21 protein-coding genes are annotated in these 23,007 nt (G+C 64.8%); 8 read left to right on the forward strand and 13 right to left on the reverse strand.

Annotated elements, in window-relative coordinates; translation table 11 throughout:
• Positions 1-499: 499 nt before the first annotated feature.
• The 6 genes from RT697_RS22310 to RT697_RS22335 all read right to left on the reverse strand — a co-directional run bounded on the left by RT697_RS22310 (position 500) and on the right by RT697_RS22335 (position 7,506).
• Positions 500-1,222 carry an ABC transporter ATP-binding protein gene (locus RT697_RS22310; RefSeq protein WP_313701844.1) on the reverse strand — a complete coding sequence of 241 codons (723 nt, stop codon included), beginning with the start codon at positions 1,220-1,222 and terminating at the stop codon, positions 500-502.
• 18 nt (positions 1,223-1,240) lie between these two features.
• Positions 1,241-3,163: a branched-chain amino acid ABC transporter ATP-binding protein/permease gene (locus RT697_RS22315; protein ID WP_313701846.1), complete on the reverse strand. Its 1,923-nt coding sequence runs from the start codon at positions 3,161-3,163 to the stop codon at positions 1,241-1,243.
• Between the two features lie 3 nt (positions 3,164-3,166).
• Complete coding sequence (locus RT697_RS22320) at positions 3,167-4,039, reverse strand: branched-chain amino acid ABC transporter permease (protein ID WP_006216335.1); 873 nt, start codon at positions 4,037-4,039, stop codon at positions 3,167-3,169.
• A 141-nt stretch (positions 4,040-4,180) separates the two neighbouring features.
• Positions 4,181-5,344, reverse strand: coding sequence for an ABC transporter substrate-binding protein (locus tag RT697_RS22325; protein WP_175124981.1), 1,164 nt, complete (start codon positions 5,342-5,344; stop codon positions 4,181-4,183).
• Positions 5,345-5,731: 387 nt separating this feature from the next.
• A complete protein-coding gene (locus tag RT697_RS22330) occupies positions 5,732-6,673 on the reverse strand; it encodes a LysR substrate-binding domain-containing protein (RefSeq protein WP_313701848.1) in 942 nt (313 codons plus the stop codon).
• A 200-nt stretch (positions 6,674-6,873) separates the two neighbouring features.
• Positions 6,874-7,506, reverse strand: coding sequence for a LysE/ArgO family amino acid transporter (locus RT697_RS22335; protein WP_056560348.1), 633 nt, complete (start codon positions 7,504-7,506; stop codon positions 6,874-6,876).
• Between the two features lie 149 nt (positions 7,507-7,655).
• On the opposite strand from RT697_RS22335, the gene RT697_RS22340 reads away from it, so the two are divergent.
• The gene (locus RT697_RS22340) at positions 7,656-8,555 is read left to right on the forward strand and encodes a LysR family transcriptional regulator ArgP (protein ID WP_313701849.1); all 900 of its coding nucleotides are present in this window, start codon (positions 7,656-7,658) and stop codon (positions 8,553-8,555) included.
• An 18-nt stretch (positions 8,556-8,573) separates the two neighbouring features.
• Positions 8,574-9,065 (forward strand): copper chaperone PCu(A)C, encoded by a 492-nt coding sequence (locus tag RT697_RS22345; RefSeq protein ID WP_313701850.1) that lies wholly within the window; start codon positions 8,574-8,576, stop codon positions 9,063-9,065.
• A gap of 234 nt (positions 9,066-9,299) precedes the next feature.
• Here RT697_RS22345 and gdhA read toward each other — a convergent pair whose 3' ends face one another.
• Together gdhA and RT697_RS22355 are read right to left on the reverse strand one after the other, a co-directional pair.
• A complete protein-coding gene (gdhA, locus tag RT697_RS22350) occupies positions 9,300-10,646 on the reverse strand; it encodes an NADP-specific glutamate dehydrogenase (RefSeq protein WP_105241110.1) in 1,347 nt (448 codons plus the stop codon).
• 412 nt (positions 10,647-11,058) lie between these two features.
• Positions 11,059-11,853 carry an exodeoxyribonuclease III gene (locus RT697_RS22355; protein ID WP_313701851.1) on the reverse strand — a complete coding sequence of 265 codons (795 nt, stop codon included), beginning with the start codon at positions 11,851-11,853 and terminating at the stop codon, positions 11,059-11,061.
• Positions 11,854-11,985: 132 nt separating this feature from the next.
• Between RT697_RS22355 and pyrE the strand changes: the two genes are divergently transcribed.
• Positions 11,986-12,672 carry an orotate phosphoribosyltransferase gene (pyrE, locus tag RT697_RS22360; RefSeq protein WP_313701852.1) on the forward strand — a complete coding sequence of 229 codons (687 nt, stop codon included), beginning with the start codon at positions 11,986-11,988 and terminating at the stop codon, positions 12,670-12,672.
• A gap of 77 nt (positions 12,673-12,749) precedes the next feature.
• On the opposite strand, the gene RT697_RS22365 is transcribed toward pyrE, so the two are convergent.
• The 5 genes from RT697_RS22365 to gatC all read right to left on the reverse strand — a co-directional run bounded on the left by RT697_RS22365 (position 12,750) and on the right by gatC (position 16,897).
• Positions 12,750-13,223: a type II toxin-antitoxin system VapC family toxin gene (locus RT697_RS22365; RefSeq protein ID WP_313701854.1), complete on the reverse strand. Its 474-nt coding sequence runs from the start codon at positions 13,221-13,223 to the stop codon at positions 12,750-12,752.
• On the reverse strand, positions 13,220-13,465 hold the full coding sequence (locus RT697_RS22370; protein ID WP_313701855.1) for a hypothetical protein: 246 nt from the start codon (positions 13,463-13,465) through the stop codon (positions 13,220-13,222). The genes RT697_RS22365 and RT697_RS22370 overlap by 4 nt, the downstream gene beginning before the upstream one ends.
• A 122-nt stretch (positions 13,466-13,587) precedes the next feature.
• On the reverse strand, positions 13,588-15,045 hold the full coding sequence (gatB, locus tag RT697_RS22375; RefSeq protein ID WP_313701856.1) for an Asp-tRNA(Asn)/Glu-tRNA(Gln) amidotransferase subunit GatB: 1,458 nt from the start codon (positions 15,043-15,045) through the stop codon (positions 13,588-13,590).
• A 4-nt stretch (positions 15,046-15,049) separates the two neighbouring features.
• Positions 15,050-16,585, reverse strand: a complete 1,536-nt coding sequence (gatA, locus tag RT697_RS22380; RefSeq protein WP_313701857.1) for an Asp-tRNA(Asn)/Glu-tRNA(Gln) amidotransferase subunit GatA — start codon at positions 16,583-16,585, stop codon at positions 15,050-15,052.
• A gap of 3 nt (positions 16,586-16,588) precedes the next feature.
• Positions 16,589-16,897 (reverse strand): Asp-tRNA(Asn)/Glu-tRNA(Gln) amidotransferase subunit GatC, encoded by a 309-nt coding sequence (gene gatC / locus RT697_RS22385; RefSeq protein WP_175124992.1) that lies wholly within the window; start codon positions 16,895-16,897, stop codon positions 16,589-16,591.
• A 229-nt stretch (positions 16,898-17,126) separates the two neighbouring features.
• On the opposite strand from gatC, the gene RT697_RS22390 reads away from it, so the two are divergent.
• From RT697_RS22390 to rodA, 5 genes are all read left to right on the forward strand, one after another.
• The gene (locus RT697_RS22390; RefSeq protein WP_006216320.1) at positions 17,127-18,170 is read left to right on the forward strand and encodes a rod shape-determining protein; all 1,044 of its coding nucleotides are present in this window, start codon (positions 17,127-17,129) and stop codon (positions 18,168-18,170) included.
• Between the two features lie 84 nt (positions 18,171-18,254).
• The gene (gene mreC, locus RT697_RS22395; RefSeq protein WP_056560320.1) at positions 18,255-19,139 is read left to right on the forward strand and encodes a rod shape-determining protein MreC; all 885 of its coding nucleotides are present in this window, start codon (positions 18,255-18,257) and stop codon (positions 19,137-19,139) included.
• 49 nt (positions 19,140-19,188) lie between these two features.
• Positions 19,189-19,695, forward strand: a complete 507-nt coding sequence (gene mreD / locus RT697_RS22400) for a rod shape-determining protein MreD (protein WP_105241104.1) — start codon at positions 19,189-19,191, stop codon at positions 19,693-19,695.
• Between the two features lie 15 nt (positions 19,696-19,710).
• Complete coding sequence (gene mrdA / locus RT697_RS22405) at positions 19,711-21,639, forward strand: penicillin-binding protein 2 (RefSeq protein WP_313701861.1); 1,929 nt, start codon at positions 19,711-19,713, stop codon at positions 21,637-21,639.
• A complete protein-coding gene (rodA, locus tag RT697_RS22410; RefSeq protein WP_056560313.1) occupies positions 21,636-22,772 on the forward strand; it encodes a rod shape-determining protein RodA in 1,137 nt (378 codons plus the stop codon). The genes mrdA and rodA overlap by 4 nt, the downstream gene beginning before the upstream one ends.
• The last annotated feature ends 235 nt before the right edge of the window (positions 22,773-23,007 follow it).

Genomic DNA, 23,007 nt, shown 5'->3' on the forward strand with positions numbered 1-23,007 from the left:
GAATTTGCCGGTGTCTGACACCCTCGGGAGACGCTCTTGGTATGCCGCGAATCTCACCAGGGTGTCAGACACCTAGAGCAGAAGCAGCCACACGCGCAGCGTCATCGCCCCGACGCAAGACATCGCGTAAGCCCCCGAAGGCCGCCCGGGCGGCCGCCGCGGGCGGGCCCCGCAAGATCTTTCTCTCTCCCCACACCGTGGGCAAGAACCTAAAGAACCCAACCCGCCCCGCAACCGGTAAAGCTGAAACCACAAAAGCCCGTCGCAGCGGGGGCCGGGGTGCGCGGGGCGTGTAGATGCGCCCGACGGAAACCGTAGGGAGCCGAAGGCGGACGAGGTTGAGGACGGGGAAGTCCGGAGCGAAGGCTCCGGACCGCAATCGTAGCCCCGCGCACCCCGGCCCCCGCTGCGGCGGGCGTCTTAAGAACGCAACTCCACACCCGCAGCCACCAACACCCCCGCCCGCCAAAAACCGCCAGCCCAATTGCCGCGACACCCTTCAATGCCCCCCACCCAAATAAGCCGCCACCACAGCCGGATCATGCTTCAACTTCTCCGCACTCCCATGCACAGAAATCCGCCCATTCTCCAGCACATACCCATAATCCGCGACATTCAACGCCGCCGCCGCAAACTGCTCCACCAGCAGCATCGTCACGCCTTCTTCCTTGAGCCGCGCAATGATCCGGAACACCTCTTCCACCAGAATCGGCGCCAGTCCCATCGACGGCTCGTCCAGCAGCACCAATTCGGGATTCAGCATCACCGCACGCGCCATCGCCAGCATCTGCTGTTCGCCGCCAGACAACGTGCCAGCCAGCTGATCCCGCCGTTCCTTCAAGCGCGGGAACAGATCCATCGCCCGTCCCAGATCCGCCTGAACATCACCCTTCGGGCGGCTGCCCGTCAGACGCGGAAATGCGCCCAGCAGCAGGTTGTCGGTCACTGACAGCGTCGGAAATACCCGGCGCCCCTCCGGTGAATGCGCCAGCCCCAGCCGCGCGATGCGATGCGACTCCATCCCATCGATCCGCTTGGTCCCTAGCGTGATCTCCCCGGCAGTCGGCCGGATCATCCCCGACAGCGCCCGCATCGTCGTCGTCTTCCCAGCCCCGTTCGAGCCGATCAACGTCACCACCTTGGCTTTCGGCACTTCCATGCTGATGCCGTGCAGCACCTTCACTTTCCCGTAGCCTGCTTCCAGATTCTTGATCGATAGCATCTTCTTGTCCCCTTGGCGTCAGGCGGGCGCGCCGCCCAGATACGCCTCGATCACCTTGGCGTTGCTTTGCACTTCATTAGGCAGGCCTTCAGCGATCTTCTGGCCGAAGTCCAGCACCGACACCGTGTCGCAAACCCCCATCACCACATCCATGTGGTGTTCGATGAGGATCAGCGTGATGCCGTGGTCGCGCACCTTGCGGATGATCGTCAGCAGCTCCACGATGTCCGGCGCCGTCAGGCCTGCTGCCGGTTCGTCCAGCAGTAGCAGTTGCGGATCCAGCGCCAGCGCGCGGGCGATCTCCAGCAGGCGTTGCTTGCCGTAGGGCAGGTTGCGCGCCTCCTCGCTGGCCAGCGATTCCAGGCCCACGAACTCCAGCAGCGCCATGGCCCGTGCACGTGCGCCCTGTTCCTCTGTCTTCCACTTGGGCGTGCGCAGCGCGATGCCGGCCAGACCTGTCGTGAACGTGTGATGCAGGCCGACCAGCACGTTCTCCAGCGCGGTCATTTCGCCGAACAGTTGCACGTTCTGGAACGTGCGGGCGATGCCGGCTTCGGCGATGTCGGCCGGCGCCAGGCCGACGAGCGACTTGCCGCCGAACTCCACCGCGCCGGCCGTCGGCACGTAGATGCCGGTCAGCACGTTCATCATCGTGCTCTTGCCGGATCCGTTGGGGCCGATCAGGCCGTGGATGGTGCCGCGCTTGACGGTCAGGTCCACCTCGTTCAGGGCCTTCAGACCGCCGAACTGCATCAGCACGCTCTTGGCCGCCAGCAGGGTTTCGCCCTTGCCCGCCACCGCGTCCGGCACCGCATCCTGTTCCTTCACCAGGTCTTTCTTCACAGCCAGCGCCGCGCGGCGGGTGGAGAAGAACAGGTTGCGCACGAAGCCCACGATGCCGTCGGGCAGGTAATAAACGACAAACAGGATCATCGCGCCGAAGATGGTCAGGCGCCAGTCGGTGACGGCTTCCAGCCAGTACGAGAAGATGGCCAGCACGATCGTGCCGATCACCGGCACCGCGACCTTGCGCGGTTCGGTGCGGCCCTTGGAGATGGCCACGATGCTGCCCACCGTCACCAGGATCGCCACGGCGAGCGCGATCAGGCGGAACGTGCCGATGTCGTCCAGCATCTTGGGCAGCAGCACGATGATCGAGGCGCCCAGCAGCGCGCCGGTGCGGCTCTTGCGCCCGCCCATGATGATGGCCAGCAGGAACAGGATCGTCAGTTCGAAGTTGTACGTGTTCGGCGAGATGTACTGCTCCGAATACGAGTACAGCGCGCCCGCCAGGCCGGCAAAGCCGGCGCTGATGACGAACGCAATCACCTTGTGCCGGTATACCGACACGCCCATGCAATCGGACGCGATCGGGCTGTCGCGCAAGGCCTCGAACGACCGGCCCAGGTGCGACTTCAGGATCCGGTGCACGACGATCAGCGAGATCACCAGCAGCGCGGCGACCAGCCAGAAGTATTCGGCCTTGGTCAGCACGTGCCCGGCTATCGACGGCTTGGTGACCTTGATGCCCAGCGGGCCTTCGGTCAGGAAGGTCATCTCGTTGATCAGGATCTGGATGATCGTGCCGAACGCCAGCGTCACCATCGCCAGATAGGGGCCGGTGACGCGGAGCGCCGGCAGCGCCAGCACCGCGCCAAAGGCGGCGGCGATGACGATGGCGGCGGGCAGCGTCAGCCAGATTGGAATCTGCAGATGGAAGACGAGCACGCCGGCCACGTACGAACCGATGCCGAAGAGACCCGCGTGGCCCAGCGACACCTGGCCGGTGTAGCCCACCACGATATCGAGCCCGAACAGCAGGATCGAATAGATCATGATGGTTTCGATCAGGTGCAGGTAATACGTGTTGGTCACGCCCAGCGGCACGGCGGCCAGGCAGGCCACGGCCACGATGGAAAGAAGTAGATGCAGGGGTTTCATCGCTTACACCTTCTTGATCGCGGTCTTGCCGAACAGGCCGGCGGGCTTGAAGGTCAGAACGAGCAGCAGCAACACCAATCCCGGCACGTCTTTGTATCCCGTTGATAGATAGAAACCGGTGGTCGTTTCGGCGATCCCCAGGATCAGCCCGCCCACCACGACGCCCATCCCGCTGGACAGGCCGCCAATGATCGCGACGGCAAACGCCTTCAGGCCCAGCACGGCGCCCATCGTGGCGCCGGTCAGCGTCAGCGGCGCGACCAGCACGCCAGCAAATGCCGCGGTGAGCGACGACAGCGCGTACGAGAACGTGATGACCATGCCGGTGTTGATGCCCATCAGGCCGGCCGCGTCGCGGTCGTTGGACGTGGCGACGAAGGCTTTGCCGTAAATGGATTTGCGGTTGAAGATTTCAACCAGGATCATCATGCCCAGCGCGCCGAACACCACCAGCAGTTCCATCGGCAGCACGTTGGCGCCCAGCACCTGGATCGGCGCTTCGGGCAGCGGCGAGGGAAAGCGCAGATCGTCGCGGCCCCAGATGTTTTCGGCGACGTTCTTGAAGATGATGCCCAGCGCAATGGTGGCCATGATCCAGCCGAATTCCGATCGCGTCTTGATGGCGGGCCGCACGCCCACGCGCTCGACCAGCGCGCCCTGCGCGAAGCCGAATATGCAGACGATGGGAATCATGACCCAGTAGTTCACGCCGAGGCCGACGAGCGTGAGGCCGACGAGCGCACCCAGCATCAGGGCTTCGCCCTGGCCGAAGTTCAAGGTGCCCGACGTGGCGAAGGTGAGCTGGTAGCCGAACGCAATGACCGCATAGATCATGCCTAGCGCAATACCGCTATAGATGAGCTGTAGAAGAATCATGGTGTGTGTCTTGAGGCGCTGTGTTCCGTCCCAACCCCCTTGGGCAGAACGCTGTTTTCAGGCGGCTGCATGCCCCGCGCCCGAATGTTCGGGCGCGGGCGGCGGCGGCCGGGCAGCCGCCGCCTTCCTGCTTGTCGGGATTTAGTTGGCCTTGATGACGCGGCCGCCCTTGACCTCGCCGATGACCACTTCCTTCGCGGTGATCGCGTCGTGGTTGTCGTGCGAGAAGGGCTTGTTGTAGGTCATCACGACGCCCTCGACCGGGGTCTGCAGGTTTTCCAGCGCTTCGCGCACCTTGGGACCGTCGGTGGAGTTCGCCTGCTTGATGGCTGCCGCCAGCAGGAAGATCGAGTCATAGCCCTGCGCCGCCGACACCGGCGAGTCGATGCGGTTGTTCTTGGGCTTGAACTTGGCCAGGTAGGCGTCGATGAACGCCTTGCGCTTGGGCGTGTCCGGATCCTGGATGAAGGTCTGCGGCATGCGCGCGCCTTCGCCGTTGGCGCCGGAGTTGTCGATGTAGTTGGCCATGGACAGCGTCCAGCTGCCGATGATCGGCACCTTCCAGCCCAGCTTGGTCATGCCGTTGGCAACCTGGGCCAGCTCGGGGCCGATGCCATAGGTCAGCACGGCTTCGGCGCCCGCGGCCTTGGCCTTGAGCAGCTGGGCCGTCATGTCGACGTCCTTGATGTTGAACTTCTCGACGGCCACAGGCTTGATGCCCTTGGCGTCCAGCGCCTTTTCCAGGTCCTCGCGGCCAAGCTGACCGTAGTTGGTGGAGTCGGCCAGGATCGCGACCTTCTTGAAGCCGCGGCGCGTGATCGCTTCTTCCACGATCATCGGGGCCTGGATGCTGTCGTGCGCCGCGTTGCGGAACACGTAGTTGTCGGGGTATTCGGGCGCCTTGAACTGATGCGTGATCACGCTGCCGGTGGCCACGTTGTTGAAGACCGGGATCTTGGCGTCCTGGTAGAAACGTTGGGAGGCCAATGCGACGCCGGTGTTGATGTAGCCGACGGTGGCGGTCACCTGTTCCTTGTTGATCAGTTCCTGCGCGATCTGCACGCCGCGCTCGTTCTTGGCTTCGTCATCGCGTTCGACGGCGACGAGCTGACGGCCCATCACGCCGCCGTTCTTGTTGATCTCTTCAATGGCGAGGCGAACGCCGTCGCGCATGCTGACGCCCATGGAGGACGATCCGCCCGTGTAGGGGCCGGCCACGCCGATCTTGATGGGGTCGGCGGCGTGGGACGCGGCCGATACGGCAAATGCAAGGGTTCCTGCAAGCAGCTTCAAACGAAAATCCATGGATGTCTCCGTTGTAATTGGGTGAACTGCGTGGAAAGCCGTGTGCCGGCGCCAGGCGGCGGGTGATGTTTTGTTGGCGCGCTCCTTTGTTGCGTGTCGTGACTGTCTGCTTAATCGCTTACGCGAATCTGACCCGGCGGTGCTTTTCCGCGTAAATACCTAGTGCGGATGCAAGGTTCCTTTCAGCTTGCTGAATGCGGCGGGCTGGATAAGGCGTGCGCGTGGCGCTGCGTTGGCAATGCACTCGCAATGCGTTCGCAACGCGACGGCACACCGGCCTCGCCTCGGCCTTGCAGGATCTTCGGGACGGTCGCAGTCACGCTGGCCGCATCCTAGCGATCAGGATGCGGCGTCGTGCGGAAATTCATTCCGCTGATAACTGGAAATTTATTCCTGGCAGGCCTGCGACCCGCATGGCCATTGGGCTGCGCGTTGGCAGACCTCGGTGAGCCATAGGGAAAACGCCTGGGCGGCGCCGCCGGGTGCGCGTGTCGCTTCGGTGCACAGGTAGTACTGCGACTCGCCGGGGATCTCGACATCCAGCACGCGAACGAGCTTGCCTTCGTCCAGCCATTCGGCGGCTAGCGACCGGCGCGTCAGCGCTACACCCTGGCCGGCGCGCGCGGCCGCGAGCATCATGCCCAGGTCCACCAGCCACACCCCGCGCGAAGGCTCGGGCCAATCCAGGCCCGCCGCCGTCAGCCACGGACGCCAGGGTTCCATCGGGCAACGCAGCAGGTCGGCGCGCGCCAGATCGGTGGGCCGCTTGAACGGGCCGCGCGCCGCTTGATAACTTGGCGCGCACACCGCGAACACCGGATCGTGCGTGAGCGGGTGCGCATGAAGGCCGGGATATTTGCCGCTGCCAAAGCGGATCCAGACGTCGGCATTGGGCGGCATGATGTCCAGGTACGGAATGGACAGCATGATTTCAAGTTCGACGTCGGGGTTTGCCGCGGTGAAACCGGGCAGGGCAGGAATCAGCACCTGCCGCGCGAATGTCGGCGTGGACACGACGCGCAGCGTTTCCAGCTTGGGTTCGTTGCGTTTGTGCAGCGACGCGTCGGACAGCAGATCGAGCGCCGTGCGCACCTGTTCCAGGTATTCACGTCCGGCCGCGCTCAGCGTTGCGCCACGGCTGCTGCGAATGAACAGCGTGACGTCCAGCAGGGTTTCCAGCGAGGCGATGCGTTTGCCGATGGCGCTGGCGGTGACGAAGAGTTCTTCGCTGGCACGCTCGAAGGAACCCAGCCGCGCGGCCGCTTCGAACGCCTGGATGGCGGCAAGCGGCGGCAGGCGCACGTCTTTGGATGGCGAAGGTCCGCGCATGGAGCGGTGGCGGGCCGGCCCGGCGCCCGACAAAAAGTGGTGAGGCGTCGATTATAAAAGTGCGGGCGCGGACACTTCGGATCAGTGCTTTGCGGCTGCGTAAGGTGTCTGACACCCGCGTGAGAGGATCGTCAGTCTGCGGCGGTGTCTCCTGGGTGTCAGACACCTTTTAGAGACAACCTCACTTTGGAATGCGAAGCTCAGACGCCCTTGACGGCGAGGCTGATCGCCAAACCGGCCATGATCACGGCGATGATGCCGTCCAGGGCTCGCCATGCCGACGCGCTGGCAAAGAACGGCGCAAAGAGCCGCGATCCGATGCCCAGCACGGCTAGCCACAGCAGGCTGGCCGTGAAGGCGCCGGCCGCGAAGGCCATGCGCGCGTCGTCGAAGCCGTGCGCCAGCGATCCGACCACCACCATGTCCAGCCAGAAGTGCGGGTTGAGCAGCGAAAACCCCAGCGCCCCGAGCATGGCGGCGCGGCGCGACGGCACCACATCGCGGGCGGCAGCCAAACCGCCCGTGGCGGTCCAGGCGCGGCGAGCGGATTGCGCAGCGTACCAGGTCAGGAACGCCACACCGAACCACAGCACGGCGGTCGTCAGCCAGGGGAACCACGCGGTCAGCGCCTGCAGGCCGGACACGCTGGCGAAGATGAAGACGGCGTCGATCAGCGCGCAGATGGCGACGACGCTCAAGAGATGCGCGCGCATGAGGCCCTGGCGCAGGATGAACGCGCTTTGCGCGCCCACGACGGCAAACAGGCCGAGACCCGTGGCCGTGCCGCTGGCCCAGGCAGTGAGGAAGGCGGGGGATGACAAGGTGGCAAACATGGAGCGGTGTACCTGTGACTGCAACGCCTGTGGCGGCGCTTTGATTGTGTGGCCGACGGCGGTGAGCGGGCGGCAATACGTCATTTTCCCTTGCCATGTATATGAAATACAGCTAATTTTCCTTCACTATATTAAGTATTTCTAATCCCATGAAAATCGATCACGGCAACCTGCGCGCACTGGCCGCGGTGGTGCGCGAAGGCAGTTTCGAGCGCGCGGCGCTGTCGCTCAGCGTCACGCCGTCGGCGGTGTCGCAACGGATCAAGGCGCTGGAAGACCGGATGGGCCGGCTGCTGGTCCAGCGTACGGTGCCCGCCGCGGCCACTGCGGACGGCCAGGTGCTGGTGCAACTGGCCGAGCAGACCGCCTTGCTGGAGCACGACGCGCTGAACCGGCTAGGCGTTGCCGACGACGAAGTGCCCCACGCCAGCATCCCCATCGCGGTCAACCACGACAGCCTGGAAACCTGGTTCGTCGACGCGGCCCTGCAGTTCGCGGCGCGTACCCGCGCCACGCTGGACATGCTCTCCGAAGACCAGGACCACACGGCCGCGCTGCTGCGCAACGGCTCGGTGCTGGGCGCGGTGACCACGCTGGCCGATCCGGTGCAGGGTTGCCGCATTCACGCGCTGGGCAGCATGCGCTACGTGGCCACGTGCACGCCAGACTTCCACAAGCGCTACTTCGCCTCGGGCGTCAACGCGCAGACGCTGGCCCAGGCGCCGGTGCTGGTCTTCAACCGCAAGGACGCGCTGCAGGCGCGTTTTGCGCACAAGATCGCCGACCCCGCGCCGTGGGAGCCGCCGGTCTGGTGGGTGCCGTCCACACGCGCGTTCGTGCAGGCCACGCTGGGCGGACTGGGCTGGACCATGAACCCGCTGCCGCTCGTGCAGGAGCATCTTGATGCCGGTCAACTCGTTCTGCTGCGCGGCCGGGCATGGGAGGACGTGCCGCTCTACTGGCAGCATTGGCGGGTAAACTCCGAGGCCATGGAAGCCTTGACCGACTCGGTGCTGTCAGCCGCCCGCAGCCTGGTCAGGCGCCGCTAACGTCTCAGGAGGACACCCATGAACATCCGCAAGTTTGCCGTTGTTGCCGCGATCGGCCTGTGCACCGCCGGTTCGGCGTGGGCCAAGGACTACAAGGTCGGCCAGGTCGAAGTCGACGATCTCTGGGTCCGCGCTTCGGCGCCCGGACAGGCCAACGGCGCGGGCTATATGGATATCGACAACGACGCCAAGGCGCCGGACCGCCTGCTGTCCGTGACGTCGGACGCCGCCGAACGCGTCGAGCTACATACCGTGCAGACCGAAAACGGCGTCTCCAAGATGCGCCAGGTCGAAGGCGGCATCGCGCTGCCCGCCGACACCGAGGTCAAGCTCAGCCCGGGCGGCTATCACGTCATGTTCATCAAGCTGAAGGCGCCGTTCAAGGATGGCGCCACCGTGCCCGCCACGCTCAAGTTCGAAAAGGCGGGCGAAGTGGCGGTGGAGTTCAAGGTCAAGCCGGCCTCGCACAATCCCGGCATGAGCCACGACCACGGCGCGATGAAGCATTGAGGCTGGCGCTGCGGCGGTGACTGTCGGCAGGCCGTTGACGATTTGGCGGCAGGTCGGAGGCAAGCCAGTGGCCAGGAGGCCGGTGGCAGGCAGTCGACCGGCAGGCTGGCTGAGCCGGACCGCTGCGCCGGACCGCTGCGCCTTGCGATGCCCCACAAGCAAAAAGGCCGACTCAATCGAGTCGGCCTTTGCATTGGCGCGGCGTCAGTCGCCGGACGCCGCGCTTGCCGCAGATCAGTACAGCCCTTGCTGGCGCATGGCGTCCGCGACCTTGACGAAGCCGGCGATGTTGGCGCCGTCCAGGTAGTTCACGTACTCGCGCTCCGAATGACCGTGGCGCACGCAGTTTTCGTGGATGTCGCGCATGATGGCGTGCAGACGGGTGTCCACTTCCTCGCGGGTCCACGACAGACGAGCCGAGTTCTGGGCCATTTCCAGGCCCGACACGGCCACGCCGCCGGCGTTGCTGGCTTTGCCCGGCGCGTACAGCACGCGCGCGGCGATGAAGGCCTTGGCGGCGTCCAGCGTGGCGGGCATGTTGGCGCCTTCGGCAACCGCCAGCACGCCGTTCTTGATGAGCGTCTGGGCGTCCGACAGTTCCAGCTCGTTCTGCGTGGCGCAGGGCAGGGCGACGTCCACGGGCACGTGCCACGGGCGCTTGCCGGCCTCGTACTGCAGACCGAACTGGCGGGCGTAGGTGTCCAGGCGGCCGCGCAGGTCGTTCTTGATGTGCATCAGCGCCACGAGCTTCTCGTGGTTGAAGCCGGCTTCGTCGACCACGGTGCCGTTCGAATCCGACACGGTGATGACGCGGGCGCCCAGCGCCATGGCCTTCTCGATGGCGTACTGCGCCACGTTGCCCGAGCCCGACACGGACACGCGCATGCCGTCGAAGGACTTGCCGACGCGCTTGAGCATTTCCTCGGCGAAGTAGACGGTGCCGTAGCCGGTGGCTTCAGGGCGGATCAGGCTGCCGCCGAAGGTCAGACCCTTGCCGGTGAACACGCTGGCGGTCGAGTTGGACAGCTTTTTCATCATGCCGGCCATGAAGCCGACCTCACGCGCGCCCACGCCGATATCGCCGGCGGGCACGTCGGTGTCCGGACCCAGATGGCGGTACAGCTCGATCATCAGCGCCTGGCAGAAGCGCATGACTTCGGCGTCGGACTTGCCCTTGGGATCGAAGTCGGAACCGCCCTTGCCGCCGCCCATGGGCAGCGTGGTCAGCGAGTTCTTCAGGGTCTGTTCGAAGGCGAGGAACTTCAGGATCGACAGGTTCACCGACGGGTGAAAGCGCATGCCGCCCTTGAAGGGGCCGATCGCGGAGCTGTGCTGGATGCGGAAGCCGCGGTTGACCTGGGCGCGGCCCTGATCGTCGGTCCAGCAGATGCGGAACTGGATGACGCGTTCTGGTTCGACCAGGCGTTCCAGCAGGGCGTGTTCAGCGTAGTGGGGATGCTTCTCGACGAAGGGCCACAAGCTGAGCATCACCTCCTGGACGGCTTGCATGAATTCAGGTTGCTGCGGGTCGCGCGCGGCGACGCCACGCAGGAAGTCGTCCAGACTCTGCACTTTCACCATGATCTCCTCGGGGGTGCTTCGAATAGGTGCGGAAATTGCGCCAGTTTGGGGCGCGATCAGTTTGTTTTGGTGCATGGCTGCACCTGTATGGTGCGGGGATTGTATGGGCAAAATGTTGCCCTGCGCAAAGCGAAAAACTGCGCCATCATGTTGATAACAAACGAATTTTTTCGGCCTATAAACAGGGACGCATTAATGTGGCGCCTTGATCGCGGGCTGGCGGAAACGGGATGGTTCAAGCGCGGGTGCTTGAAATTTCAGGGGTTTTTAATATGACCCCGTTTTATTAGGCTGGCGTCCCATAGGGCGGAACGCCTGCCGGCTTGGTGCCAGAGGGCGGACGGCAGCGTCGAAGACATGCCACCACCCGTCATTCGCCCTTAATGTGTCCCTATATTTATTTTGAGAAAAATCACGCGCGCAAAGTGAAGTCGTAATCGACCGTCAACGGCGCGTGATCCGAGAAGCGTTCGTCCTTGTAGATGGCGACGCTGCGCGCCTTGGCCGCGATGCCGGGGGTGGCGATCTGGTAGTCGATGCGCCACCCGACATTCTTGGCCCAGGCCTGGCCGCGGTTGCTCCACCAGGTGTACTGGTCGGGGCGGTCGTCGATGGTGCGGAACACGTCTACAAAGCCGCGCTTGTCGAAGACGTCCGTCAGCCACGCGCGCTCTTCGGGCAGAAAGCCCGAATTCTTCATGTTGCCCTTCCAGTTCTTCAGGTCGATTTCCTTGTGCGCGATGTTCCAATCGCCGCAGATGACGAATTCTCGGCCCGTCGTCTCGTGCTCGTGCATCAAGGCATCGATCCACGGCCCGAACCGGTCCAGGAAGCGGTACTTCGCCTGCTGGCGCTCGTCGCCGCTGGAGCCGGAAGGCAGGTAGGCGCTGATGACCGACAGATCCTTCCAGTCGGCGCGGATGATGCGGCCTTCGCTATCGAACTCTTCACAATCAAAGCCGTTGTTCACGCGCTCGGCGGCATCTCGCAGGTAGATGCCCACGCCGCTGTAGCCCTTTTTCACGGCGTGGTGAAAGTGGCCGGTGTAGCCGGGCGGATGGCGCAACTCGTCGGTCAGGTCGTCGTGGGCGACCTTGATTTCCTGAAGGCACAGCACGTCGGCGGCGTGCTTCTCCATCCACGGTTGCAGGCCCTTCTTGAAGGCGGACCGGATGCCATTGAGGTTGATCGACGTGATGCGCAGCAAAGCGAAACTCCTGTAATGCGGCCGCGGGGGGGGCGGACAATGCCAGGAATTTAACCGACTCTGCAAAGGCAACCAGGAACGGGCCCGACAGCGGATAAAATGCGGGGTCTGCCACCTACCGGATCACCCTGCATGCCCGCCGCCCCGTCCTCCGTCACCGCCCTGGATTTCGTCCGTTTCGCCTTGAACGAGGGCGTTCTGCGCTTTGGCAGCTTCAAGGTCAAGTCGGGCCGCATCAGCCCCTATTTCTTCAACGCAGGCCTGTTCAACAATGGCCGCTCGGTCGGCAAGCTGGCGCAGTTCTACGCGCAGGCGCTGCTGGATTCCGGCGTCGAGTTCGACATGCTGTTTGGCCCCGCGTACAAGGGCATTCCGCTGTCCACCGCCACAGCCGTGGCGCTGGCCGGCCACCCGGACATGCAGGGCCGCAGCGATGTGCCGTTCGCCTACAACCGCAAGGAAGCCAAGGACCATGGCGAAGGCGGCACCCTGGTCGGCGCGCCGCTCCAGGGCAAGGTTGTCATCATCGACGACGTCATCACGGCCGGCACGTCGGTGCGCGAGTCCGTGGAAATCATCCGCGCCGCCGGCGCCGAACCGGCCGCCGTGCTGATCGCGATGGACCGCATGGAACGCGCCGGCCCGGACGACGCGCTGTCGCCGCACTCGGCCGTGCAGGATGTGGCCAAGACCTATGGCATCCCCGTGGTGGCGATTGCTTCGCTGACAGACATCCTGGCCCTGTTGCAGGATGATGCGTCGTTTGCGGAGAACCGGGATGCCGTGCTGGCGTATCGGACGAAGTACGGGGTGAAGTAAACCCCGTTTCTGAAGGCAATGCGCAGGGCGGCCATGGGCCGCCCTTTGTTATTGCCAAAGACGTCATTGCCTAACCGTCATTGCCAACAATAGCGGGCGACGGGCTCCGCAACGCCGTGCGGTTGCCCGAACACGGTGACGCCGCTGGCCCGCGCCGCGTCGGCCAGCTTGCGGTCAAAGGTGGCCAGACAGGCGCGTTGCCGCATCGAGAGTTCGAGATAACTGGCGTCATAGGCGGTCAAGCCATGGGCGCGGGCAAGCTGGCAGGTGCGCGCAATGCTGAACGCCGCATCGTCGTTGTCGGCGGAGATGGGCAGGTTGTCGAGAAGCTGATTGAACGCAGCGACCTGGGCCCGCGAAATGCGCTGGCTGCGCTCTGCGCGCAGAACGCCATTGGCGACTTCCACGCGCCAGATGTGAGGCACGGTATTTTGCGAGCCGTGCGCGACGTCGAGCAGATGCTGAGCAAGCAGCGATTCGTGGGCATCCACGCGGTACAGCAGCCAGGCAAGGGCGACCGACGCGTCCGGCACAAGACGGATGGTGTTCATTCCCGGCCTTCTTCGATCCAGGCCCGGATGACGTCGTGGGAGACCGGAGCCGCGGTGTGCAGGCGCTTCATGGCTTCCAGGGCATCGTGCGCGTTCAGCGAGGTGTCGGGCAGGACGGGCGTCAGCCTGGCGCGGCGCACGCCGTCGACAGCGATGATGAAGTGCTGTCCCTGGCTGAGGGCCTGCAGGTAATCAGTGAATCGGTGCAGCAAGTCGTTGCTGCTGACCTCGGTGTAATTCATGGCCAAGCTCCGGCGAAATCGACCAGATCATTCTTGGCCAAACAAAAGGCCGCGGCAATATGCCGCGGCCCCTGATTCAGTCTGATATTGCGCCGGTCCCCGCGTGGAGGACCGGCCGTCCATCAACTATCCAGCTTCTGCTTCAGCAGATCATTCACCTGCTGCGGGTTGGCCTTGCCACGGGCCGCCTTCATGATCTGGCCGACCAAAGAGTTGAACGCCTTCTGTTTGCCGGCTCGGTATTCCTCGACGATGGCCGGGTTGGCGGCCAGCACGTCGTCGATCATCGCGCCGATGGCGCCCGTGTCGCTGATCTGCTTCAAGCCGCGCGATTCGATGATGGCGTCGGCATCGCCGCCGTTTTCACCGGCCCACATGGCGCCGAAGACTTCGCGGGCGATCTTGTTGGAGATCGTGCCGTCGATGATGCGCCCGATAAGGGTTGCCAGCGCCGGCGCCGCGACGGGCGATTCAGCGATGGTTTTTTCTTCCTTGTTGAGCACGGCGGCCACTTCGCCCATGACCCAGTTGGACGCAAGCTTGGCCTGGCCGGCCGGCAGCGCGTTGGCGACGGCCTGGAAGTAGGCGGCCAGGTCGCGGCTGACCGTCAGTTGCGCGGCGTCGTAGGCGGGCAGGCCGTATTCCGTTTCGAAGCGGGCGCGCTGGGCGGCCGGCAATTCGGGCATGGCGGCGCGGACCTCGTCCACCCACTCGCTGGAGATCACCAGCGTGGGCAGGTCGGGATCGGGGAAGTAGCGGTAGTCGTGCGCGTCTTCCTTGCTGCGCATGCTGCGCGTTTCGTCGCGGTCGGCGTCGTACAGGCGCGTTTCCTGGACGACAGTGCCACCGTCCTCGATCAGTTCGATCTGGCGGCGCGCTTCATAGATGATGGCGCGTTCCAGGAACCGGAACGAATTGACGTTCTTGATCTCGGTGCGGGTGCCGAATTCCTTTTGGCCCACCGGGCGGACCGACACGTTGGCGTCGCAGCGGAACGAGCCTTCCTGCATGTTGCCGTCGCAAATGCCAAGCCACACGACCAGGCTGTGCAGCGCGCGCGCGTAGGAAACGGCCTCGGCGGCGGAGCGCATTTCGGGCTCGGTCACGATTTCCAGCAGCGGGGTGCCGGCGCGGTTCAGGTCGATGCCGCTGGCCGGGCTGCCATTGCCCAGGTTGAAGTCGTCGTGCAGGGACTTGCCGGCGTCTTCTTCAAGGTGGGCGCGGGTCAGGTTGACGGTCTTTTCTTCTTCGCCGACGAAGAACGACAGCGAGCCGCCCACCACCACCGGCAGCTCGTACTGGCTGATCTGGTAGCCCTTGGGCAGGTCGGGGTAGAAGTAGTTCTTGCGCGCGAAGACCGAGCGCGGGGCGATCGTGGCGCCGACGGCCAGGCCGAAGCGGATGGCGCGCTCGGCCGCACCGCGGTTCATGACCGGCAGGCTGCCCGGCAGTGCCAGGTCGACTTCATTGGCCTGCGTATTGGGCGCGGCGCCGAATTGCGTGCTGCTGCCCGAAAAAATCTTGGAGTCCGTGGAAAGCTGCGTGTGCGTTTCCAGGCCGATGACGATTTCCCAGTTCATGTTCTCAGCCTTGCTGGACAGGGGCACGCTGATGCCAGTCCGTCACGTGTTGATAGCGGTCGGCGATGGCCAGCAGGCGGCCTTCGTCGAAGTAGTTGCCGATGATCTGCAGGCCGATGGGGCGATTCTGTTTCTCGCCACCGAAGCCGCACGGGATCGACATGGCCGGCAAACCGGCAAGGCTGACGCCCAGCGTGTAGACGTCGGCCAGCCAGTCGGCGGTCGGGTCGTCGCGGTTGTCGCCGATGTTCTTGGCGACCGTGGGCGTGACCGGTCCCATGATGACGTCGCACTGGTCCGCATAGGCGCGCTGGAAGTCCTGCGCGATCAGGCGGCGCAGGCGCTGGGCCTGCAGGTAGTAGGCGTCGTAATAGCCGTGCGACAGCACGTAGGTGCCGATGAGGATCCGGCGCTTGACCTCGTCGCCGAAGCCTTCGGCGCGCGAGCGGCTGATCATCTCGTTCAGGTCGCCGTACTGCTTGGCGCGGTGGCCGTAGCGCACGCCGTCGTAGCGGGCCAGGTTGCTGGACGCTTCGGCGGGGGCGATTACGTAATAGGCCGGAATGGCCAGCTCGGTGCGCGGCAGCGAGACCGGCACGCGCACGGCGCCCAGCGCCTCGAACTGTTCAAGCGCGGCTTGCACGGCGGCGGCGACGTCGGGGGCCAGGCCGGCGCCGAAATATTCTTCGGGTACGCCGATACGCAGGCCCTTCAGGGGCTGGCTGCCGGCGGCGTCGAATCGGGCCTGCGCGGCGTCGAAGTCGCGGCGCACGCGGCCGGGTTCGTTGACGGCGCCATCGCATTTTTCGAGGCTGGTGGCGTCGCGCGGATCAAAGCCGCTGATGACGTCCAGGATTTCAAGCAGGTCGCGGCTGCTGGGGGCCAGCGGGCCGGCCTGATCCAGGCTGGAGCCGAAGGCCACCATGCCATAGCGCGAGACGGTGCCGTAGGTGGGCTTGATGCCGCTGACGCCGCACAGCGCGGCGGGTTGGCGAACCGAGCCGCCGGTGTCGGTGCCGGTGGCGGCGGCGACCAGGCGGGCAGCCACGGCGGCGGCCGAACCGCCGGACGAACCGCCGGGTACGGCGGCGTGGTCCCAGGGGTTCTTCACGGCGCCGTAAGCCGAGTTCTCGTTGCCCGAGCCCATGGCGAATTCGTCGCAGTTGAGCTTGCCCAGCGACACCGCGCCGGCCGCGCCCAGGCGTTCCACGACGGTCGCGTCGAACGGGCTGACATAACCATCGAGCATCTTGCTGCCCGCGGTGGTGCGCCAGCCGCGCGTCACGAACGCGTCCTTGTGGGCAATCGGGATGCCGGTCAGCGGACCCGCGGTGCCGGCTGCCAGCGCAGCGTCGGCGGCGCGGGCCTGGGCGAGCGTCAATTCGGCGTCAATATGTAAAAAGCTGTTCAGGCCGCTGGCCGCTTCGGCGGCCTCCAGCGCGCTTTGCGCGAGGTCCACAGCGCTGACTTCGCGTTGCGCGAGGGCCGCGCGCAGAGCGGCGATCCCCTCGAATTGGGTGTGCAGAGCAGGTTTCGTCATGACTTAATCCAGGACCTTGGGAACCAGGAACAGGCCGTCCTGGGCATCGGGAGCGTTGGCCAGCAGTTCCTGGCGGCGGGCTTCCGATCCGGCTTCGGTCACGGCGTCTTCACGCAGGCGCAATACGATGTCCTCGTGGGCGGACAAGGGATGGGCCAGGGGTTCGACGCCTTGGGTATCGACGGACTGAAGCCGCTCGATCAGGTGGAGGATGCCGTTGAGTTCGGCCTGCGCGACGGTGCGCTGGTCGGGGGTCAGTTCGATTCTGGCCAGCCGGGCAATGCGGGCCACATCTTTGTCGTTGAGCGCCATGGGGGATTGCAAAAATCGGTAAGCGAAGGCCGCGGGGCGGGAGTGGGCAGTATGCATATGCCAAACCCGTTACAAAGCTTGAATAGCCTGCATTTATGCGCTATTTCCGGGGAAATTATAAGTTATGATTCACGGTTTAATCGCCGTGATGACAGGCGGACCCGTTGTTTTACGGGCCAAACGCCCCGCGGCCTGACCCCAATTCCCCCCAGAATTTAGCTGAGCTCCCATGTTCGGATTCCTGCGCAGTTATTTTTCCAGCGATATGGCGATTGACCTAGGTACCGCCAATACGCTGATTTACGTCCGCGGCAAGGGCATCGTTCTCGATGAACCTTCCGTGGTCGCAATCCGTCATGAAGGCGGCCCCCACGGCAAGAAGATCATTCAGGCCGTCGGGCACGAAGCCAAGCAGATGCTCGGCCGCGTTCCCGGCAACATCGAGGCCATTCGGCCCATGAAGGACGGCGTGATTGCCGACTTCACGGTCACCGAACAGATGCTCAAGCAGTTCATCCGCATGGTGCACCCCCGCAACATGCTGGCGCCCAGCCCGCGGATCATCGTTTGCGTGCCCTGCGGCTCCACCCAGGTTGAACGGCGCGCCATTCGTGAATCGGCGCTCGGCGCCGGTGCTTCCCACGTGTTCCTGATCGAAGAACCCATGGCCGCCGCCATCGGCGCCGGCCTGGCCGTGTCCGACGCCAGCGGCTCGATGGTCGTCGACATCGGCGGCGGCACCACCGAAGTGGCCGTCATCTCGCTGGGCGGCATGGTCTACAAGGGTTCCGTGCGTGTCGGCGGCGACAAGTTCGACGAGGCCATCGTTAACTACATCCGCCGCAACTACGGCATGCTGATCGGCGAACCCACGGCCGAACTGATCAAGAAGGAAATCGGCTCGGCGTTCCCGGGTTCCGAAGTCCGCGAAATCGAAGTCAAGGGCCGCAATCTGGCCGAAGGCGTGCCGCGCAGCTTCACGGTCTCGTCCAACGAGATCCTCGAATCGCTGACCGATCCGCTCAACCAGATCGTTTCCGCCGTCAAGATCGCACTCGAACAGACGCCGCCCGAACTGGGCGCCGACATCACCGACAAGGGCATCGCCCTGACCGGTGGCGGTGCGCTCCTGCGTGACCTGGACCGCCTGCTGCAAGAAGAAACCGGCCTGCCGGTCGTGGTGGCCGACGATCCCCTGACCTGCGTCGTGCGCGGTTGCGGCGAGGCGCTGGAACACCTTGAGAAACTGGGCGCCATCTTCATCAACGACTAATATTGCCCGCCAGCCCGGAGCCCCGCTTTTTTCTGGCTCCGGCCGCTGCGGGGGCCTCGGACGCGGGCGCCCGGGCTGAGATTCATGCAACGACAAGGGACTCCTCCCCTATTCAGGCGCGGCCCACCGGCAGAGGTGCGGCTGGTCGTTCTGGTCGTCCTTGCCCTGGCCCTGATCGTCATGGATTCCCAATGGCGCATGCTGGAGCCGGCGCGCCGCGCGATTGCCGTGGGGCTTTATCCGTTCCAGCGTGCCGTCATGGCGCCGCGCGATCTCGTCCAGCAAGTCAACGAATGGGTTAACGCGGCCAACCTCATCCGCAGCGAAAACGAAGCCCTGCAGCGCCAGCGCATCGAACTTGCCCAAGTCGCATCCCACGCGGCGCAGCTTGCCGCCGAAAACTCCCAGCTTCGCCGCCTGCTTGGCGTGACCGACACCGTGGCGCAGTCCGCCGTGGTGGTTGAAGTCATGTACGAACCCACCAACGCGTTCACGCAGCGGCTGGTCTTCAACAAGGGCAGCAAGGCTGGCTTGGCGCCCGGCATGCCAGTCATCGACGAAGGCGGCGTGGTCGGCCAGATCGTCCGCGTGACGCCCATGACCGCCGAGGCGGCGCTCGTCACCGACGAACAGGTTTCCATCCCTGTGCAACTTCTGCGCAACGGACTTCGTCTGATTGCGTTCGGCGGCAATTCGCCCGGCAAGATGGAAGTGCGTTACCTGGCGGCCAATGCCGACATCAAGGAAGGCGATACTATTGTCACCAGCGGCGTCGGCGGCCTGTTTCCCGCCGGCCTGCCCGTGGCCAAGGTGACCTCGGTGGAACGCGATACCGCATCCGGTTTCGCGCGCGCCGTGTGTGAACCGCTGGCCCATCCCGAACGCTATCGCCACTTCCTGGTTCTGCAGGTGGATGTGGATCGCGCCGAGTCCAACCGTCAGGAGGTCGATTCCGGTGGATCGGACTAACCAACAAGCTGCGGGGCAGTCCCCGCGCCGCCTTGGCACGCCCAGCAACGTGCATCCCGACCGGCTGTCGGGTCCCGCGCATGCCTTTTTCGTGTGGGGCACCGTCCTGCTCGCCTGGCTGGTGTCGCTGCTGCCGTGGCGTCTGTGGCAGGGCGCGCCCGACGTGCTGCTGCTCATCATCGCTTTCTGGTGCGTGCACGAGCCGCGCCGCGTCGGTCTGTTCACGGCTTTCTTCTTCGGCCTGCTGATGGACGTGCACGATGCCGGCCTCCTGGGCGAACACGCGCTGTCGTATACGCTCGTTGCCTACGGCGCAGTGGTCCTGCACCGCCGGCTGCAACGGTTCGACCTCTGGAGCCAGGCGATGCACATGCTGCCTGTGTTCTTCATTGCGCGCTTTGTCACCCAGATCATCCACGCGTGGCTGGCCGGAAAATGGCCGGGCTGGGACTGGGGCATCAGCGTGCTGCTGACGGCTGCGTTGTGGCCGCTGGCGGGTTGGGTGCTGCACCTGCCGCAACGCGGTGTCGACGACGCCGAATCCTCCTCCGCCTGACGGCGGCGTTGCGTCATGTTTGAATTCAAGAAAACCGGCCAGCAGCAGAAGCAGCGCTTTCGCCTGCGCGCCTGGGTGGGCGGCGCCTTCGCCCTGGTCTGCTTCGGCGTGCTGGTGGGCCGTTTCTGGTACCTGCAGGTCGACCGCTACGAAGGCCTGTCCGAACGCGCCGACCGCAACCGCATCGCGGTCGTGCCGATTCCGCCGCGCCGCGGCGAGATCCTGGACCGCAACGGTGAAGTCCTGGCCCGCAACTACCGTACCTACACCCTCGAAGTCGTTCCTGCCCACGCGGGCAACATGAACGAACTCTTCGAGCGCCTGACCGAAGTCGTCTACATCAGCCCGTCCGACCAGCGCCGCTTCAAGCGCCGCGCCGCCGAATCCAGCCGCTACGCCAGCCTGCAGTTGCGCAACAACCTGAACGAGACCGAAGCCGCGTGGTTCGCCGCGCACGCATTCCAGTTCCCGGGCGTCGAACTGCGCGCCCGCTGGGTGCGCGAGTATCCGCAGGGCGTGTCGGCCGCTCACGTCGTGGGCTACATCGGCCGCATCGCCGACAACGACATCGAAGAGCTGGACCGCGCCGGGCAGCTCGGCAACTACCGCGGCACCGAGGTCATCGGCAAGAAGGGCATCGAAAAGACCTGGGAAGAGCAGCTGCATGGCCGCACGGGCCTCGAGGAAGTCGAGGTCACCGCCGGCGGCCGGCCCATGCGCACGCTGCGCCGCATCGATCCCGTTCCGGGCTCGGACATCATGCTGTCCATCGACATGGGCCTGCAGAAGGTGGCCGAAGAGGCCTTCGAGGGGCAGCGCGGCGCGCTCGTCGCCATCGACCCGGACACGGGCGAAGTCCTGGCGTTCGTGTCGCAGCCGTCGTTCGACCCGAACCTGTTCGTGGACGGCATCGACGTCGACAACTGGCGCATGCTTAACGAATCGCCGGATCACCCGCTGATCAACCGTCCCCTGTACGGCACGTATCCCATCGGCTCCACCTACAAGCCTTTCGTGGCGCTGGCCGCGCTGGAACTGGGCAAACGCCGCGCGACCGACCGAGTCTCGGACCCGGGCTATTACGAATTCGGCGGACAGAAGTTCCGCAACGCGGGCGGCGCGGCCTACGGCATGACGGACATGCACAAGGCCATCGTCGTCTCCTCCGACACGTATTTCTATTCGCTCGGCCCTGAAATCGGCGTGAACGCGCTGCACGATTTCACCAAGCAGTTCGGGTTCGGCCAGATCACCGGCATCGACCTGGAAGGCGAAAAGCGCGGCGTACTGCCGTCCACCGATTGGAAGCGCTCGGCCTACAAGGACAAGGAACGCCAGCGCTGGTACGCAGGCGAGACGATTTCCGTGGCCGTGGGCCAGGGCTACAACGCCTTTACGCTGTTGCAACTGGCGCAGGGCACGTCCACGCTGGCCAACAACGGCCTGTACCGCCGCCCGCACCTGGTGCACGCGGTGCGCGATTCGCGCTCGGGCGTGGCCAAGCCTACCGAGGCGCCGCCCGACTACCGCATTCCGCTCAAGCAGGCCAACGTGGACGTGATCAAGAACGCCATGGCCGACGTGGTGCGCGCCGGCACGGCGCGGCGCGCGTTTGCCAACACACCGTACCAGGCGGCCGGCAAGACCGGCACGGCGCAGGTGTTCAGTCTGCGTGGCGGCCACTACCGGGCCAGCGCGATCGACGAACGCCTGCGCGACCACGCGCTGTTCATGGGCTTCGCGCCGCTCGATCAACCGCGCATCGCCGTGGCGCTGATCGTCGAGAACGCCGGCTGGGGCGCCAGCGTGGCAGCCCCGGTCGCGCGCAAGGTCTTCGATTACTGGCTGGCCAAAGATCGCCAGGACAAGATCACGCGTCCCGAACGCGCGGACACCATGGCGACCGTCGATGACATCGCCTCCGACCTGGTGCGCCAACAATGAAACGTCTTGGCCTGATTCTGCTGCGCGTGTTCACGGCCTTCGACTGGCCGCTGCTCGCGATCCTGATGATGTTCGCGGCGCTGGGCCTGACGGTGATGCACTCGGCGGTCGGCGGCACCGACTGGCGTTTCGCGGAACAGTCGCGCAACTTCATCATCGCGTTCTTCGCGATGTGGACGATGGCGCTGATTCCGCCCAAACTGCTGATGAAGCTGGCATTGCCGTTCTACGTGGTGGGCGTGGTGCTGCTGCTGGGCGTCGAGTTCTTCGGCGAAACCAGCAAGGGCGCAACGCGCTGGCTGAACCTGGGCGTGACGCGCATCCAGCCGTCCGAGATGATGAAGATCGCGGTGCCGATGATGCTGGCCTGGTATTTCCAGCGCCACGAAGGCGCGGTCCGCGTGCGCGATTTCCTGGCCGCGGCCGCGATGCTGGCCGCACCCTTCGGCCTGATCGTCCTGCAGCCCGACCTGGGCACGGCGCTGCTGGTGTTCGGCGCGGGCTTTTTCGTGATCTATTTCGCGGGGCTGTCGTTCAAGCTTCTGGTGCCGGTGATGCTGGCCGGCGTGATTGCCATCGGCACGCTGGTCTATTACGAAGACCAGCTCTGCGAGCCGGACGTGGACTGGGTGGTGCTGCACGAATATCAGAAGCACCGGGTCTGCACGCTGCTCAACCCCAGCTCCGATCCGCTCGGCAAGGGCTTTCACACGATCCAGTCGATGATCGCGGTGGGCTCGGGCGGCGTATACGGCAAGGGCTACATGAAGGGGACGCAGACGCATCTGGACTTCATCCCGGAACGCACGACGGACTTCATCTTTGCGGTGTACGCCGAGGAATTCGGCCTGTACGGCGGTATTGCGATCCTGGTGCTGTACGGACTGATGATGGCGCGCGGTTTGACGATCGCGTCCCGGGCCGCATCGCAATTCGGCCGGTTGCTGGCGGGTGCGCTGACGATGATGCTGTTCATCTACGTATTCGTGAACGTAGGCATGGTGACGGGGATCTTGCCCGTGGTGGGCGTGCCGTTGCCATTCATGAGTTATGGGGGGACGGCGTTGTTCACGATGGGGATTGCGTTTGGGATCATGATGAGTATTAGTCGGCATCGGTCTGTGAAGACTTGATGTTGGTTTGCTGATCGTGTTCATTGGTCCCGGGTCGGTGTTTATCTCCTGGATTTGTTGGTTCCTGTTGCCTGGGGGGCTTCGTAGGTCGGTGGTTTTGGCGCCGCGAAGTTCTTCGTGGGTTTGCGATCTTGGCGCCGGGAAGTTCCTTGTAGGTCTGTGATCTTGGCGCCACGAAGTTCTTCGTAGGTCGCCCGACGCCGCGGTCACCGTGGGCACGATCGCCCACGATTGC

Origin of the sequence: Achromobacter sp. (assembly GCF_032113835.1) — a bacterium.
Taxonomy (GTDB): domain Bacteria; phylum Pseudomonadota; class Gammaproteobacteria; order Burkholderiales; family Burkholderiaceae_B; genus Achromobacter.